This is a genomic window from Subtercola boreus (assembly GCF_003399645.1).
GTDB classification, from domain to species: domain Bacteria; phylum Actinomycetota; class Actinomycetes; order Actinomycetales; family Microbacteriaceae; genus Subtercola; species Subtercola boreus_A.
Window position 1 is genome coordinate 273,986 of the sequence record NZ_NBXD01000014.1, and the last position, 15,820, is coordinate 289,805.

Below are 15,820 nucleotides of genomic sequence, written 5' to 3' on the forward strand. Positions count from 1 at the left end.
GTCAAACCTCGTTCGTGGTCAGTCGCGCCGTGGTGAGCGCGTTCGTGCGGAAGCCTGGGGCGGATTCGCCCGTGATGAGTTCGAGGACCAGGCGGGAAATGGTTTGGCGGTAGCGTTCGGGCGAGTGCTTTTCATTCGCGCTGATCGCGTCGACGGCGGCATCGATCCGCACCGTGGCCCAGTGCTCCTGCAGGTCGAAGAGGCTCGCCGCCAGGGCGGAGGCGTCACCGGGTGCAACGGCCCTCGACGAGAGGTACCCGCCCGCGGCCTCGCGGAGTCCGGAGGTGTCGCTGACGACCACGGGTCGGGCCGCGAGCAGGGCCTCGACCGCGGTGTTGCCGAACGGTTCGTCATAGAGAGACGGAACCACCGCGACGTCTGCGCGCTGCAGGTGCGGCCAGACGTCGTTCTGGAACCCGTGCATCCTGACCCGGTCGGTGAGCCCGAGGGCGGCGACCCGGCAGATGAGGTCGGCCTCGTAGCGTTCCTGCCCCGGCACCGGTGCCCCGACGAGGTCGAGGGATGCTGCGACCCCTCTGTCGGTGAGAAGCCCGAGGGCGTCCACCGCGACCTCCGCGCCCTTGCGGGTGGAGAGTCGGCCGACGAACAGGATGCGCAGGCCTCCCTCGAGCGTCTGCCGGGCCGGCTCCGAGGTCTGGGGACCGGGCACGCCGTTGTAGACCACGAGCGTGCGCCCGGCGAGGCACGGGTAGCTCTTGGCCAACACCTGCACGCTGTAGGCGCTGTTCGCGATCACGCGGGAGGCGAAGCGCAGCGGCAGGTTCAGAGCGGCGGCGATCGGCCGCGCGATGGAGCCCTCCGCCTCGTGGATGTGCGCGAGGACGGGTACGCGTGCCAGCCGCGCGAGCGCGATCCAGAGCGGAACCGTCACGGTGTTGACGTACATGACGTCGGGGCGCACCCGTGCCAGGAGCACGTTGCCCGACCGGTGCCCGCGAACCGTCGCCGCCAGGAACGAGACGAAGCCCTTCGGCCGGAGGCTGCTCTTGGACAGCACGGGGGTCTCGCAGAGTTCGACCTCCGCACCCGCGGCCTCGAGCACCGCGACGAGCGGACCGCCCAGGGGCAGGGCGACGACGGCGCGGCCGCCATCGGCCAGCACGGCCTCGACGCTCTCGAGCAGCACCCGGTCGGAGCCGTAGAGCTCGGCCGTGGGTTGCGCGAACAGAACCGTGCGGCCGGCCAGGGAACCGTCGATGCCGGCGAACCCGGTCATCGGGCCACCGCCTGGTCGGCGTCGAGCGCCACCATGTCACGGAACCACTTGCGGCTGGCCAGCAGCAGGTGCCCGGCGTTCGCCAGGGCCATCAGCCCGTAGACGATCACGAACAGCACGGGGCTGCCGAGCAGCACGAAGACGAGGCAGAGAAAGCCGTAGTCCGTGGGAATGACGAGCAGGGAACGCAGCAGCGTACTCCTGCCGGCGGGTGCCTCGACCTTGGCGCGCGTGGCGTACACCCGCTTCAGCTGATCGTTCAGGATCATGGCGAAGAACGACACACACGCGACCACCGAGTAGCCGATCGGGATCAGCAGCAGCGCAGGCGACGTGAGGTCGACGTGCAGGAAGAGCGTCACCAGCACGGCGAGATGCAGCGAGGCGATCTTCACCGAGTCGACGACGTGGTCGAGCCATTCGCCCGAGAGCGAACCGCCGCCCCCCAGGCGGGCGACCTGGCCGTCGGCCGAGTCGAAGGCGTAGCCGATCGCGAGCAGCAGGGCCACCGCGATGCCGGTGATCCACGAGACGGGCAGAACGGCGAGCAGAACGATGCCCGTGAACGTGAAGGCCGCGCTGATGGCGCTGACGCTGTTGGGGGTGAGACCCGCGCGGAAGGCCCAGGCGGCGAGGTACCGGCCCACCCTGCGGTTGACGTAGATCGAGTAGGCGGGCGCCCCGCGGGCGGCCTTCTTCTGCGCCGAGGCCAGGCGGGCGACCGTCTCACGGTAACTCTCCCGGGTGTGGGGAGCCGCGGCGGTGCCGCTCACGGCGGCGGGCGAGTCGATCACTGGGCCTCTCCAAGGGGAGCTTCTGCGTGGCGAGCGGGTGCGGTCTTCGTACGGTACCCGGTGGGAACCTCCCACGGAACTGGGTTGCGCTTGCCGCGGCTCACGCCGTGCGTCGAGTAGCCCGTGCTGAGGCGCCGGGCGAGCTCCTCGTAACCGGCGCTCACGGCATCCCAGTCGTAGTATTCCTCGGCACGGTCGCGCAGGCCCTCGCCGCTCTGGCGGGCACCCTCAGCGTCGTGCTCCGCACCCACGATGAGCCCGGCGAGGTCGTCCGAGGTGGCGAAGAACTTGCCGTCGTCGCCCAGCACCTCCCGGTTGAACACCACGTCCCAGGCGAGAACGGCGGCGCCGGCGCCCATGGCGCGCAAAAGCGACGGGTTGGTTCCGCCCACGGAGTGACCGTGCGAGTAGGTGAGGGCATTGGCGTACAGCTGGTTCAGCTGCTCCTGGTCCCACACTCCCCCGAGCATCCTGATGCGGTCGTCGGATGCCGCGACAGCAGCGATGCGCTCGGTATAGGCCGCGGAGTACGGCGCGGAGCCCACCACGATCAGCGGAAGCTCGGCCTCGCTCTTCGTGTAGCCGTCGACGATGACATCGACGTGGTTCTCCGGCTCGAAGCGGGCCACCACGAGGTGGTACTTGCCAGTTTCCAGGCCGAGCTCGGCAAGGCGGTCGGAAGCGGGCTCCCTGATGACCTTCGAACCGTAGCTGAGAAGCTCGGTGTCGATGCCGAACTCGTGGTCGTAGTAGTCGGCGATGCCCGCGGCGTCGGCGATCAGCGCGTCAGCGTGCCGCACGGCGAGCTCTTCGGCGATGCGGTAGTAGCGCTTGCCGGTGTTGCTCCACTTGTCGCGCTTCCACTCGAGGCCGTCGACGTGCACCGCCACAGCGGTGCCGCGGGCCCGGATGACCGGAACGAGCGGGGAGTTCGCCGCGTTGAAGACGAAGGCGACGTCGTGCTTGGGAGTGAAGAGCATGTGGAGCACCGAGAGCGCCGTGTGGCTGAGCGTCTCCATCGTCTTCGACTTCACGGCGGGCAGATAGACGAGTTTCATACCGAGGAAGGTCTTCAGCTTCTCGACCTTGCCGATGCGGCAGTACACCGTGATCGTGTGGCCCTGGGCGACGAGCCGCTGGCCGATCTCCTCGACGGCCGTCTCGAAACCGCTGTAGGCGGCGGGCACGCCGCGCGTTCCCACCATCGCGATGCGCAGGGGGCGGGTGTGGCGGTCAGACATTGATCTCTTCCATTCGCGGGAGGCCGTGTGAGGAGTGCTGTCGACCGGCGGTGTCCGGCCAGGTTTCGCCCGAGGGCAGGTCTTTCAGGACGGTGGTGCCGATGCCGACCTCGGCACGGCGGCCGACGCTGACGCGGTCGCGCACGGTCGAGTTCATCCCGAGCGTCGCCTCCTCAGCGATCCGGACATTCGCTCCGATGGCCGACCCTGCGCCGATCGTGGTGAACGACTGCACGCGGCTGCCGTGCATCAGTGAGACGTTCGGCATGACCACAACGTGGCGGCCGAGGTAGACCTCCGCGGTCAGGGCGACTCCGGCGAGCAGGATGCTGCCGTGTCCGACCCGGCAGTTCGCCGGCAGCGAGACGCTCGGGTGCACGACCCGGGCGTACTGCTCCTCGTTCACCCCGAGCATCCTGAGCCGACCGGCGAGACGGGCGCGGGACTGGCCGTTGCGCACGCAGATCACGAGGCGAGCCTCGGGGTATTCGAGAACGGCGGGTATTGGGCCGAGCACGGGCAGAGCGTTGACGCTCGACCCCCACCGGGCCTCGTTGTCGTCGACGAAACCCAGTGTGCGGTAGGTGTCACCGGCACGGACGGCGGCGAGCGTCTCGCGGGCCAGGCTGCTGGCGCCGACGATGATCAGGTTCTCCATCAGTACGCTCCGCTGGGTGCGAGCAGTTGCCTGCCGGTGCGGAAGAGCAGAGCGACATCGCCGGTGACCGACCAGTTCTCGACGTAGTAGAGGTCGAGACGAACACTCTCGTCCCAGTCGAGGTCGCTGCGGCCCTCGGTCTGCCAGAGCCCCGTGATGCCGGGCTTGCTGTAGAGGCGACGGCTCACGTTCGAGCCGTCGTTGGGAATGTCGTTCTCAAGCCACGGACGCGGACCCACCAGACTCATCGATCCGCACAGCACGTTCCAGAACTGGGGAAGCTCATCGAGGGAGTACTTGCGCAGCACCTTGCCGATGGAGGTGACGCGAGGGTCGTCGACCATCTTGAACATCACGCCCGCGCCCTCGTTGTGGGCGAGCAGCTGCTCGCGCCGGGCCTCAGCGTCGGTACTCATCGTGCGGAACTTCAGCATGGTGAAGATCGTTCCCTCGTGGCCCATGCGGCGCTGGCGGAAGATCACCGGCCCCTCGCTGTCGCGCTTGATCAGAATGGCGATGACGGCGAGCGCGGGCGCAAGCACGATCAGAGCGGCGATCGAGAGAACGATGTCCATGACCCGCTTGATGACGTGCTTCGCCCCGTAGTACTGGGGCAGTTCGACGTGCATGAGAGGAAGGCCCTCCACCGGGCGCCAGTGGATGCGGGGCCCTGCGATGTTGGTGAGCCCGGGGGCGAGCACGAGTTGGGTCGAGGTCTCTTCGAGTGCCCAACCTAGCTGCCGCACGAAGTCGCTGCCGCCGTCGAGCTGGCCGGCGACGATGACGGCCTGGGCACCGATCCGCGCAGTGATCTCGGGAACGTTGGCGGTGAAGCCCACCACGGGCACGGTCGCATTGCGGCCCACCACGGCGGTCTCGAGCGAACCCTCGGGCAGCACGGCGCCCACCACGTCGTACTCCACGCGCTTGCGCCGCCGGCGGGTGATCTGGTCTGCCACATACCGCACGTCACCGAGCTCGCCGACCACGATGACCTTGGTGAGGTAGGCGCCCTGCGCCCGGCGGCGAGCGAGCCAGCGTCGGTTCACGTTTCTTTCGAGGGCGAGGCACAGGATGCCCAGCGGCAGCCCCACGACGAAGTAGCTGCGCGGCACGACGGTCTGCGAGGCCAGGGCGGTGATCGCGGTGGCGCCGTAGACAACGCAGGTGGCCATCACGACGCGTCGGTACTCATCGAGGCCTGCACCGAGGACGCGGGAGTCACGGCTGCGCACGACGGTCAGCAGCGTCACCCAGGCGACGGCGATCACGATCGACAGCGCGGCGAACGCGCTGAGGCTGGCCGTGGGGATGTGGTCGAGTACCAGCAGCATGAAGAAGCAGACGCTGGTCACGGCAGCGACCACGATCGAGTCGCAGACGAGCAGGCGCCGTGCGTATCGCTCGGTCCAGCTCGACGGGCGGCGGATGCTCGAAACGCGGCGCAGCTGACTGTCGGCGACGGCGCCTGCGGCGGCGACGGCGGCGACGCTGGCGGTACGGGGGTGCTGTGCTTCTACGGTCACGAGTCAACCTGTCTCGGGTCACAGGGAAGTAAGGGTCGTGCGGGTGGAACTCTCGTTGGCGTGAAAAATTCGGGTCTCTTCACGCCAACGCCGGAGAGTTCGTCTCAGCCCCCACCGAACGGCGCGCTTCTAGGAAAAGCGGTCGCTCAATGTCAGCGTCTCTTCGGTCTGGCTAGATAGCGTCGTAGCTAGGATTACAACATCTGGCGCAGCCTGTTTCGGATTGCACTGTTCACACTAGCTTCACTTCGAGTTACCGAAAAAGCCCCCATTATGGGCGTTTTTGACACGAATGCCAGCGGTTCCACCAAATGGGTGAGCGATCCTAGATTTACCAGCGGCGCGCGGGGCTGGTGGGGTACCCTGACACACGGCAACTTCGCAGCATTCGGGTTGAGAGAAGTTGTGCTGAGACCGACGCGCTCGAGTCAGCTAGGAACTTTCGAAGAGTCGACGTCGTGAGTGACGGCGCGGCCTGGTGTACACGCCCAGGCCGCGTCGCATGTCTGCGTGGCCATGTCTGCACCGCCACGCCCGGCCGCCATGTTCTGCCAGAATGAGGGTCTCGACGAAGACGGGGGCTCATCATGTCGACACCCATCACTCCACTGCGCTACTCCTTCCATGCCGACGAGCTCACGGGCCCGGCGCTCCGCACCTTCGGAATCGCGCTCTGGATCGGCGCCGTGCTCTCGATCCTGGTCGGCATCGTGGTGCTGGCGTGGCCCGGTTCGACGCTCGAGGTGGTGGCTTTCTTCTTCGGCCTCTACTTCTTCGTCGTCGGCCTCGTGCGGGTGTTCGTGGGCATCGTGAACGGCACACTCTCGCCGAGCATCCGGGTGCTGAGTGTCATCCTCGGCGTTCTGCTGCTCATCGCAGGAGTGTTCGCCCTCAAGAACCCGCTGTCGTCGCTCGTGGTTCTGGCGCTGCTGATCGGCATCTCCTGGATCACCGAGGGCATCCTCGCCCTCACCCAGACGGTGAACGACTCGTCGAAGTGGTACGGAACACTGCTCGGGCTGCTCTCGATCGTCGCGGGCGTCGTCTTCATCTTCGCGCCGCTGAGTTCGCTGGCGATCCTCACCGTGTTCGCCGCGTGGACGTTCATCGTGCTGGGCGTGTTCCAGGCGATGTCGGCCATCACGCTGGGCCGGGTTCCGAAAGCGCGACTGGCGAAGTAGCGCGTCTCAGCCGAGCTGGCGCCGGATGACCGCCGGGAGGTCTTCGGGCTCGAAGGCGTCGTTCGTGGCGTCGAGCTCCTCGGCGTTCCACCAGCGGCTCGCCTCCATGTCGACGTGCTCCGACGGGGTCCAGTTCGCGCTCAGCGGCTCGAAGCGGGCGGTTCGGTGCACGAACCACTCCTCGTAGTTGCGCTTGAAGACGCCCGGCGCCCGTTCGTCGCTGAATTCGCGCGCGCGGATCGGCTGGCCGAGCGCATCCGGAGCAACCCGCAGCCCGGTCTCCTCGAAGAGTTCCCGGGAAGCGGCCTCGACATGCGTCTCACCCGGCTCGACGTGCCCGCCGGGCGTCACCCAGCGGGTCGGGTTCGTCGGCACGGCGGCCTTCGTCAGGAAGAGCAGCACGCTGCCACCCTGGTCGATCAGCAGAACGCGCGACTTGCTGAAGTCGAAACCCGGGCGGTTGGAGGGCGGCTGGTCGAGATCGGGCACGGCGCGGTCTGCGGCTCGTTCGCGGTCGTTCAGGCGGGCTCGGGCGCGAAACCCGAGACGTCGCCGACGTAGCGCGTGTGGGATTCGGGGATGGGTTCGACTGCGGCCGACGCCACTTCGGCCGCGAACTCAGCGACGTTGTACAGGCGACCGGCCGACTCCTTGCGGGCGCTGATGGCGCCCGGGTTGGCCCGCTCGAGCAGGGTGGCCGTGATGGTGCCCTCGATCATGTCGCCCGAGACGACCACGAAGTCGATGCCGTTCTCGGAAAGCTCGGGAATCATTGCCCGCAGGGCGTCTTCACCGGCACGCTTCGACAGCGCGACCGGCTCGTACTCCGGCATCGTCGAGGTCGTGCGGATGAAGTGGGCCTGGTGGCTGGTCACGAACACCACGCGCGAACCCGGCTGAAGCAGCGGCAGGGCGGCGGTGAGCAGATCGACCTGCGCGTCGCGGTTCAGCGTCAGGGCGTAGTCGGCGGCCATGCCGCTCTCCATACCGCCCGAGGCGTTGAGCACGAGAACGTCGAGCCCGCCGAGCTCCTCGCGGATGGTCTCGAACAGACGGGCGACGGATGCCGCTTCGGTCAGGTCTGCCCCGACGGTGAGGGCGGTCGCGCCTCCCGCCCGCAGCCGGTCGGCGAGCTTCTCGGCCCGCGCCGCCTTGTTGCGGAAGTTGATGACGACACTCGCGCCCGCCTCGGCGAAGTAGGCCACGGTGTCGGCGCCGACCCCGCGGCTCGACCCGGTCACGAGTACCCGCTTACCGGCGAGGGATCCGGGGGTGAGGGGGTTTTCCACGTCGTGCTCCTGTCGTCGGGCGGCGCCTGTCGCCGTGTGCAATGCCGCACCGAGACTACCAAGGCATCGGCTGTGAACTTCGTATCCACCGTGTGGTCGCTGGTAGTTTCATCAGAGGGGAACTAGCGCGAAGGAGCATCACATGGCCGACTTCCTGGCCTCGTACGCCTGGGTGATCTGGCTCGCCCTGATTCTCGTCTTCCTCGTCGTCGAGACGCTCACCCTCGATCTCCTCTTCCTCATGCTGGGCATCGGCAGCGTCGGCGGACTCGTGTCCCACTTCGCCGGTGCGCCCATCCTGCTGCAGATCGTGATCGCCGGCGTGCTGGCGTTGCTGCTCATCTTCACCCTCCGCCCGCCGCTTCTGAAGCGCCTGCAGCGGGGAGGCGACAAGACCCCGAGCAACGTCGAGGCCCTCCTGGGGCTCGAGGGCGAGGTGCTGGCCGCCGTCACCACGACGACCGGCAGCGTGAAGCTCATCAACGGCGACACCTGGACGGCCCGGGTCTTCCCCACCGCCTTCGAGCAGCAGCTGATGCCGGGCCAGCAGATCTTCGTGAAAGCCATCGATGGGGCGACCGCACTGGTCGCTCCCGAAGAGAAAGCAGTACTGTGAACGACATCTCCGCAGGCTCGGTCATCGCCGTGATCGTGGCGATCATCGTCGTCATCTTCGTGATCACAACGCTCGCGAAGGCGATCCGAATCATTCCGCAAGCCAGCGCGGGTGTGGTCGAGCGCCTCGGCAAGTACCACAAGACGCTCATGCCGGGCCTGAACCTGCTCGTTCCGTTCGTCGACCGTCTGCGGCCGCTGATCGATCTGCGTGAGCAGGTCGTCTCGTTCCCCCCGCAGCCCGTCATCACCGAAGACAACCTCGTCGTCTCCATCGACACGGTCGTCTTCTTCCAGGTGACGGATGCCCGGGCAGCCACCTATGAGATCGCGAACTACCTCGGGGCCGTCGAACAGCTCGCGACGACGACCCTGCGGAACGTCGTCGGTGGGCTCAACCTCGAAGAGGCGCTCACCTCCCGCGACGAGATCAACAGCAAGCTGCGCATCGTTCTCGATGAGGCGACTGGCAAGTGGGGCATCCGGGTCGGTCGGGTCGAGCTCAAGGCGATCGACCCGCCCCTGTCGATCCAGGACTCGATGGAGAAGCAGATGCGCGCCGAGCGCGAGCGTCGCGCCGTCATCCTCACCGCCGAGGGCACCAAGCAGTCCGCCATCCTGTCGGCCGAGGGTCACCGCCAGTCGGCGATCCTCTCTGCCGAGGGTGACGCCAAGGCAGCCGTGCTGCGTGCCGAGGGTGAGGCGCAGGCCATCACCACCGTGTTCGAGGCCATCCACCGCGGCAAGCCCGACCAGCTGCTGCTCGCCTACCAGTACCTGCAGACGCTGCCGAAGCTCGCCGAGGGCAGCGCCAACAAGCTCTGGGTGATCCCGAGCGAACTCACCGAGGCTCTGAAGGGTATCGGCCAGGCGTTCGGCGACCGCGGTGCCGGCGCGGCTGCGACTGCCGCTGCGGCCGTGCCTGCGGCCGTCCCTGCGGCTGTGCCGGCTTCGGCGCCCGCGGTGCCGCTGGCGAAGGCTCCGGATGCGCCGACCGCGAGCGAAGAGGGCTGAGCCGGCGGGGTACTTCGCCCCGCCGCTCCCCCGTCTGCTGGCACACCGGGGCCTGGCGACCACCGAGGTCGAGAACACGATCCCGGCCTTCCGGGCGGCCGTCGACCGGGGCGCGACCTATGTCGAGTGCGACGTGCACGCATCCAGCGACGGAGTGGCTGTCGTCGCGCACGACCCCTCCCTCACCCGTCTGCTCGGTAGCGACCAGACCATCGGCGGCCTCACCGCCGCCAGGCTCGCAGCGATCGACCTCGGGGCCGGCTGCGGCTTCCCGACGCTCGAGGATGCTCTGACCGCCCTGCCCGGCACGTTCTTCAACATCGACGTGAAGGCCGACGCGGCCGCCGCCCCGGCCGCCGCCGCGATCCGAGCGTGCGGTGCGACCCACCGGGTACTCGTCACATCGTTCTCGAACCGCCGCCGCCGCGCGGCGGTGCGCCTGCTGCCGGGCGTGGCGACCTCCGCATCCGCCCGCACCTTCGCGCTTGCGCTGGTGGCCGGTCGGCTGCGCCTCGCCCCCGTGGTGCGCTGGGTGCTGCGGAACGTCGATGCCGTGCAGGTGCCCGAGACCGCCCTGGGGCTGCGGGTCACGACGCCCCGGCTGCTGGCCATGATCCATTCTGCGGGCGTGGAGATGCACGTCTGGACCATCAACGACCCGGTACGGATGGCGGAGCTTCTTGCCCTGGGTGTCGACGGAATCGTGACCGACCGCGTGGACCTGGCGCTCGGACTGATCGCCGAAACCAAGCGTAAACGCCTCTGACACCGAATACCGTGTCAAGCCCCCGCGCTCCCGCTGACTATCTGGGAGAGTTCTGGGAATAGCCACAGGCGCGAATGAACCTCCCATCCGAGGGGTTTATACCTAGGTAAGCAGAGCGGGAGGAGACCACACAATGGCAGATCGCAGCTTGCGCGGCATGAGACTCGGGGGCCAAAGCCTCCAGAGTGAAGAGGGAGTCGTTTTCTCTCCGCGCATGACACACACATATGTATGCAGCACGTGCGGCAAGGAGACCGAGATGGTCTTCTCGGCCGAGGCAGACGCTCCCGAGACCTGGGAGTGCAAGTTCTGCAGTAACGAGGCCATCCTGATGGTGGATTCGGTACCCGTCGTTCTCGACCGGGCCGAGGCGAAGGTGCCCCGCAGCCACTGGGACATGCTGCTCGAACGCCGCACCCGTTCCGAGCTCGAAGAGCTCCTGCAGGAGCGTCTCGACTACCTGCGTGCCCGTCGCGGCCAGCACAAGATCGGCGCATAGCCGCGAGACCCGGGGCCGAACGCCCCGCACCACCAACGATGCGCTCGGCTACGGCCGGGCGTTTCGTCGTCTGAGGCCTGCTGCGACCAGGGCCATCACGAGCCCGGCCAGGCCTAAGCCCGAGACGAAGAGTTCGACGCCCGTGCCGAAGAGGCTGGCCGGCGTGATGGTGGTCGACAGGGGCACATCGTCGACCATGGCGCCGGGTACGTAGGGCGAGATCGCGTCGATGGTCGAGCCGTCGGGCGCGATGATCGCACTGTGGCCGACCGTCGAGATGTTGACGACGCTCCGCCCCGTCTCGATCGCCCGCAGCCGCGCGATCGCCAGCTGCTGCAGGTTCTCGTCGGTCTGGCCGAAGTCGGCGTTGTTGGTCTGCGCCAGAATGACCTGGGCACCATCGTCCACCATCGACTGCACCGCGCTGTCGTCGGTGATGTCGAAGCAGATCGAGATGCCCGCGACGACCCCGTTGACGTTCATCACGGTGTCGGTCGTGCCCACCTGGTAGTCGCGGGTGACCAGGTCGACGAGATCGGGCACCAGGGCCCGAAAGAACGACCGGGCCGGCATGTACTCCGCGAAGGGCACAGGATGCCGTTTGTCGTAGAAGTCGGCCACCGCTCCGTCTTCCCACAGCAGTGAGGTGTTGTAGTACTTGCCGTCACGCTCGGCCACCGTGCCGACGACCAGCGGGGCCTTCATGATGCCGCTGATGAAGTCGAGGTCGGCGGCGGCGGCCCTGGACGCCTCGGGGTCGAGGTCGGCGGCGTTCTCCGGCCAGACCACCATGTCGACCGGGTCGCCCTCGAGCTTCAGCGTCTCGGTGATGTGCGCGTTCAGGTTGTCGCCCGCCTCGACCCTGTCGAGCAGCCCCGATTTCGTGTTGCCCTGAACGGCGGCGATGCGCGTCGTGCCGGAGGTGGGTGCCGCCCATGCGGGTACGACAAGCAGCAGAGCGCCTGCCGCGACAGCCAGGGTGACCCGGCTCACAGTGCGAATGCTCGTCTCGCGGCAGAGCTGGATGCAGAATGCCACCAGCCACACCAGCAGAAAACTGAGTCCCGAGATTCCGACGAAAGCCACGAGATGCGCGAACGGGCTCGTCGACTGCGAGAAGGCGACCCGGCCCCACGAGAACCCGCCCTCCGGGGCGACAGCCGTAGCGGCCTCCCGGGCGGTCCAGAGACCCGCGACGACGAGCGGAACGATGACGAGCCGGCCCAGCCGGGTCGGCCAGACGAGCCCGGCGAAGCGGTAGACCAGCGCGATGGCCACGGCTCCGACCGCGAAGAACGCCCCCTCCACGACGGCCAGCGCGAGCCACGGCACAGGCCCGAGATAGAGCGTGAGCCAGGAGATGTGGGCGCACCAGAACGTGAGACCGGCGATCAGCCCGACCAGCAGTGCGCGGTTCCAGCGTTGCCCGACCAGGCTCACGAGAATGGCGGCGACACCCACCAGGGTGAGCGACCAGACATCGGCGCCCGGAAACCCGCTCATCAGGCTGAGCCCGCCGCCGAGTGCGAGCAGGCAGGCCAGCCAGAGCGGCAGGAGGGGTGTACTCGCCTCTGTGAGCCGGTGGTCGGAGAACGAGAAGCGGCCGGGTTTCGTGAGCGCATCCCGCACGCCTGTGTCACGGGGATCGCCACTGCCGGGCGCGGGAACCGCACTGTGTGAGAGGACAGACGTCACGGTGCCGCCTACGCCACCGACGAATACGCGACGATGCCGCGTTTGACGAGGTCGAGCGCCAGTCGCGCGGTTGTCGCGACCTTCGGGTCGTACTGGTTCTGCAGTTGGTCGAGGAGGTCTATCGTCTGTTTCGTCCAGCGCACGAAGTCACCGGCCGCCAGATCGGCGTCGAAGAGCACGGTGTCCAGGCTCGCACCGCGCGCCCACTCGTTCATCGGCTTCGCGAGCCCGACCGAGATGGGCGAGGAGCCGGGCAGGCGGTGGCGGGCCTCGAGCTGCTGGAGGTCTTCCCAGATCTCCTGCGTCTTCGAGAGCGCACCTCGAAAAGCCCCGCGCGGCAGAAAGCGCTCCGGCAGCTCACTCTCGTCACGGCGCGGTTCGTACACCAGCGAGCAGGCCATGGCCGCGAGCCCGGCGGGGTCGAGGTTCGCCCACACCCCATGGCGGATGCACTCGGCCACCAGCAGGTCACGCTCACCGTAGATGCGCTTCAGGGTCTTGCCGGTGTCGGTGAGCGTCAATTCCCCCGCGGCATCCGCCTTCAGGTACTCCAGGTGCATCAGCACCTCGGTGATGCGGTCGAAGACTTTCGCGATCGCGCCTGTGCGGGTGTTGATCTGCTGCACGAGCTGGTCGGTCTCGCGCTTCAGCCGATACCAGCGCTCGGCCCACCGGGCGTGGTGTTCGCGCTCGGGGCAGTTGTGCACCGGGTGCGACTTCATGCGGCGGCGCAGTTCGTTGATCTTCTTCTGCCGGCTGTCCCGCTCGGCACGGCTCTGAGTGTCGGCCCGGCCGGCTCCCGAGCGTTCGACGTCGCTGAGTTCGCGGCGGAGCCCGGCGTACTCCGGGAAGTTGCCGAGATGACAGCTCATCGCCTTCTCGTAGCCTTCGAGGGTCTCCTCTTGCGACCGCACCTTGCGGGCGAGATCGACGACGGCGCGGTCGGCCTGGAACTGCGCGAACGACAGTTCGAGCGAATCGCGCGTGCGCGAACGGCCGAAACGATCGATCAGGTTCACGGCCATGTTGTACGTCGGTCGAAAGCTCGAGTTCAGCGGGTAGCTGCGGCGCGAGGCGAGCGACGCCACTGCCTGCGGGTCGATGCCGTCGCGCCACTGGATGACCGAGTGACCCTCCACGTCGATGCCGCGTCGCCCAGCCCGCCCGGTGAGCTGGGTGTACTCCCCCGGTGTGATCGGAACGCGCGCTTCGCCGTTGAACTTCTCGAGACTCTCGAGCACCACCGTGCGCGCCGGCATGTTGATGCCGAGAGCGAGAGTCTCGGTGGCGAACACCACGCGCACGAGCTTCTTCTGGAACAGCTCCTCCACGACCTCCTTGAAGGCGGGCAGCAGCCCGGCGTGGTGGGCGGCGACCCCGCGCTCGAGACCCTCGAGCCACTCCCAGTAGCCCAGCACGGCAAGGTCTTCGTCGAGCAGGGTGCGACAGCGCTCGTCGACGATGCGCCGGATCTCCTCGCGTTCTTCCGTCGTCGTGAGTCGCACGCCGGCCCGCAGCACCTGCTTGACGGCCTGGTCGCAGCCGACCCGGCTGAAGATGAAGAAGATCGCGGGCAGCAGGTTGTGCTCGTCGAGCAGGCCGGTCATCTCGGCCCGGTCCATGCGGGGGGCCTGGGTGTGCTGCGGCCGGTACTTCGCCGAGTTGCGGCTGTGCCGGTCGCCACCCGAACCGCGCCCGTTTCTCGACTGGGGCGCTCCCGTCGAGCGGGCGATGCGCATGAGCTCGGGGTTGACGCGGCTGGTGGAGGCCTGGCCGGTGCCGTCGAAGAGGTCGAGCAGCTTCTGCCGCACGAGCATGTGCTGGTCCAGCGGCACGGGCCGCTCCTCCGACACGATGACCTCGGTGTCTCCGCGCACGGCCTGCAGCCAGTCACCGAACTCCTCGGCGTTCGAGACGGTGGCGCTCAGCGACACCAGTCGCACAGACGTCGGGAGGTGGATGATGACCTCTTCCCACACCGCCCCGCGGAACCTGTCGGCGAGGTAGTGCACCTCGTCCATCACGACGAACGACAGGTTGGCGAGCAGGTCGGAGCCCGCGTAGATCATGTTCCGCAACACCTCGGTCGTCATGACGACGATGCGGGCCGTGGGGTTGATGTTCGTGTCGCCGGTGAGCAGCCCGACCTGGTCGGAGCCGTACTCGGCGACGAACTCCTGGAACTTCTGGTTGCTGAGGGCCTTGATCGGCGCTGTGTAGAACACCTTCGCCGAACGTTCCTGCATCGCCATGAAGACGGCGAACTCGGCCACGATCGTCTTTCCGGCTCCGGTGGGAGCCGCGACCAGCACGCTGTTGCCCGCTTCGAGCAGCTCGCACGAGGCGATCTGGAACGGATCGAGGTCGAACCTCAGTCCGCTGCGGAAGTCGTCGAGCACCGGGGCCTTCGCCTTGTTCCGACTCAGAGCGTAGCGCTCGGCGGGCGAGAGGATGGCCACTAGGGCACAACCAGTTCGGCGTCGAACTTCTCCTGCGCCCGGGCCTTCCGCCGGTCGTGGATCCAGGCGATGAGGGCGGCGGAGTAGAACAGGAAGATCATCGGGATGGCCAGCAGGAACATCGAGAACACATCGGCCGACGGGGTGGCGATGGCGCAGAACAGGATGATCACGAGAATGGCGATCCGCCACGACTTCAGGATCGACGTGGCGCTCAGGATGCCGGCGAAGTTCAGCAGCACCAGCAGCACGGGCAGCACGAACGCGATGCCGATGGCCACGACGAGTTTGAGCACGAACGAGTAGTAGGTGCCCGCGTTGATGATGTTCGTCGTGTCCTGCGGGGCGAAGCTGGTGAGGATGGAGACCATGTGCGGCAGCACGTACCAGCCGGCGGCGCAGCCGGCGAGAAAGAGTGGAACGGCCGTCAGTACGAAGCCCACGGCGTACTGCTTCTCGCGGCGCGTGAGCCCCGGCACGAGGAACGCCCAGATCTGGTAGAGCCAGACCGGCGACGAGAGCACGATACCCACGGTGATGGCGATCTGCAGCCGCAGGTCGAATGCCTGCGAGACATCGGTGAAGTTCAGCGACGCTCCACGGCCCTGGGTGCTCGTGATGGTGTTGACCGGGGTGGCCAGCGCCACCAGGATCTGGTCGGAGAGCAGCCAGCCGATGATGGCGCCGATGGCGACCCCGAGCAGGGCACGGAAGATGCGTTTGCGAAACTCGACGAGGTGCGCGCCGAGCGACATTCTTCCGTCGCTGTTGGCGCTCTTCCTGGGGCGGGCGGCCACGTTACCTGGGTTTCTGATGGAGGTGACTAGCCGTGGGGCGCGCCTGGCG

At 67.6% G+C, this 15,820-nt stretch carries 15 protein-coding genes; 5 read left to right on the forward strand and 10 right to left on the reverse strand.

Features of this window, described 5'->3' with window-relative positions; all coding sequences use genetic code 11:
- Window position 1: 1 nt before the first annotated feature.
- From B7R24_RS07370 to B7R24_RS07390, 5 genes are read right to left on the reverse strand one after another with little or no spacing between them, the layout of a single operon-like run.
- On the reverse strand, window positions 2-1,237 hold the full coding sequence (locus B7R24_RS07370) for a glycosyltransferase (RefSeq protein WP_116418309.1): 1,236 nt from the start codon (window positions 1,235-1,237) through the stop codon (window positions 2-4).
- Complete coding sequence (locus tag B7R24_RS07375) at window positions 1,234-2,031, reverse strand: CDP-alcohol phosphatidyltransferase family protein (protein WP_253259324.1); 798 nt, start codon at window positions 2,029-2,031, stop codon at window positions 1,234-1,236. Before B7R24_RS07375 ends, B7R24_RS07370 begins: the two co-directional genes overlap by 4 nt.
- Window positions 2,028-3,272: a DUF1972 domain-containing protein gene (locus tag B7R24_RS07380; protein ID WP_116418310.1), complete on the reverse strand. Its 1,245-nt coding sequence runs from the start codon at window positions 3,270-3,272 to the stop codon at window positions 2,028-2,030. The genes B7R24_RS07375 and B7R24_RS07380 overlap by 4 nt, the downstream gene beginning before the upstream one ends.
- Window positions 3,265-3,930 carry an acetyltransferase gene (locus B7R24_RS07385; protein ID WP_116418311.1) on the reverse strand — a complete coding sequence of 222 codons (666 nt, stop codon included), beginning with the start codon at window positions 3,928-3,930 and terminating at the stop codon, window positions 3,265-3,267. Before B7R24_RS07385 ends, B7R24_RS07380 begins: the two co-directional genes overlap by 8 nt.
- Window positions 3,930-5,456: a sugar transferase gene (locus tag B7R24_RS07390; protein ID WP_116418312.1), complete on the reverse strand. Its 1,527-nt coding sequence runs from the start codon at window positions 5,454-5,456 to the stop codon at window positions 3,930-3,932. Before B7R24_RS07390 ends, B7R24_RS07385 begins: the two co-directional genes overlap by 1 nt.
- Window positions 5,457-6,043: 587 nt before the next feature.
- Here B7R24_RS07390 and B7R24_RS07395 point away from each other — a divergent pair.
- On the forward strand, window positions 6,044-6,637 hold the full coding sequence (locus tag B7R24_RS07395) for an HdeD family acid-resistance protein (RefSeq protein WP_116418313.1): 594 nt from the start codon (window positions 6,044-6,046) through the stop codon (window positions 6,635-6,637).
- Window positions 6,638-6,643: 6 nt separating this feature from the next.
- Here the strand turns inward: B7R24_RS07395 and B7R24_RS07400 are convergent, their stop codons facing one another.
- Both B7R24_RS07400 and B7R24_RS07405 read right to left on the reverse strand, forming a co-directional pair.
- Entirely contained in the window at window positions 6,644-7,126 is a 483-nt protein-coding gene (locus tag B7R24_RS07400) for an NUDIX hydrolase (RefSeq protein WP_172582742.1), read from the reverse strand.
- Between the two features lie 29 nt (window positions 7,127-7,155).
- Window positions 7,156-7,926, reverse strand: coding sequence for an SDR family oxidoreductase (locus B7R24_RS07405; RefSeq protein WP_116418315.1), 771 nt, complete (start codon window positions 7,924-7,926; stop codon window positions 7,156-7,158).
- Between the two features lie 142 nt (window positions 7,927-8,068).
- On the opposite strand from B7R24_RS07405, the gene B7R24_RS07410 reads away from it, so the two are divergent.
- The 4 genes from B7R24_RS07410 to B7R24_RS07425 all read left to right on the forward strand — a co-directional run bounded on the left by B7R24_RS07410 (window position 8,069) and on the right by B7R24_RS07425 (window position 10,820).
- On the forward strand, window positions 8,069-8,542 hold the full coding sequence (locus B7R24_RS07410; RefSeq protein ID WP_116418316.1) for an NfeD family protein: 474 nt from the start codon (window positions 8,069-8,071) through the stop codon (window positions 8,540-8,542).
- Window positions 8,539-9,555: an SPFH domain-containing protein gene (locus tag B7R24_RS07415; RefSeq protein ID WP_116418317.1), complete on the forward strand. Its 1,017-nt coding sequence runs from the start codon at window positions 8,539-8,541 to the stop codon at window positions 9,553-9,555. The genes B7R24_RS07410 and B7R24_RS07415 overlap by 4 nt, the downstream gene beginning before the upstream one ends.
- Window positions 9,527-10,321 carry a glycerophosphodiester phosphodiesterase family protein gene (locus tag B7R24_RS07420; RefSeq protein ID WP_116418318.1) on the forward strand — a complete coding sequence of 265 codons (795 nt, stop codon included), beginning with the start codon at window positions 9,527-9,529 and terminating at the stop codon, window positions 10,319-10,321. Before B7R24_RS07415 ends, B7R24_RS07420 begins: the two co-directional genes overlap by 29 nt.
- A gap of 133 nt (window positions 10,322-10,454) precedes the next feature.
- On the forward strand, window positions 10,455-10,820 hold the full coding sequence (locus B7R24_RS07425) for an RNA polymerase-binding protein RbpA (RefSeq protein WP_116418319.1): 366 nt from the start codon (window positions 10,455-10,457) through the stop codon (window positions 10,818-10,820).
- A 48-nt stretch (window positions 10,821-10,868) separates the two neighbouring features.
- On the opposite strand, the gene lnt is transcribed toward B7R24_RS07425, so the two are convergent.
- Genes lnt through tatC form a run of 3 tightly spaced genes read right to left on the reverse strand, consistent with a single transcriptional unit; the run spans window position 10,869 to window position 15,729 of the window.
- Window positions 10,869-12,515, reverse strand: coding sequence for an apolipoprotein N-acyltransferase (lnt, locus tag B7R24_RS07430; protein ID WP_253259325.1), 1,647 nt, complete (start codon window positions 12,513-12,515; stop codon window positions 10,869-10,871).
- Window positions 12,516-12,523: 8 nt separating this feature from the next.
- Window positions 12,524-14,974 carry a DEAD/DEAH box helicase gene (locus B7R24_RS07435; protein ID WP_116418320.1) on the reverse strand — a complete coding sequence of 817 codons (2,451 nt, stop codon included), beginning with the start codon at window positions 14,972-14,974 and terminating at the stop codon, window positions 12,524-12,526.
- The gene (gene tatC, locus B7R24_RS07440) at window positions 14,974-15,729 is read right to left on the reverse strand and encodes a twin-arginine translocase subunit TatC (RefSeq protein WP_116418321.1); all 756 of its coding nucleotides are present in this window, start codon (window positions 15,727-15,729) and stop codon (window positions 14,974-14,976) included. Before tatC ends, B7R24_RS07435 begins: the two co-directional genes overlap by 1 nt.
- Between the last annotated feature and the right edge of the window lie 91 nt (window positions 15,730-15,820).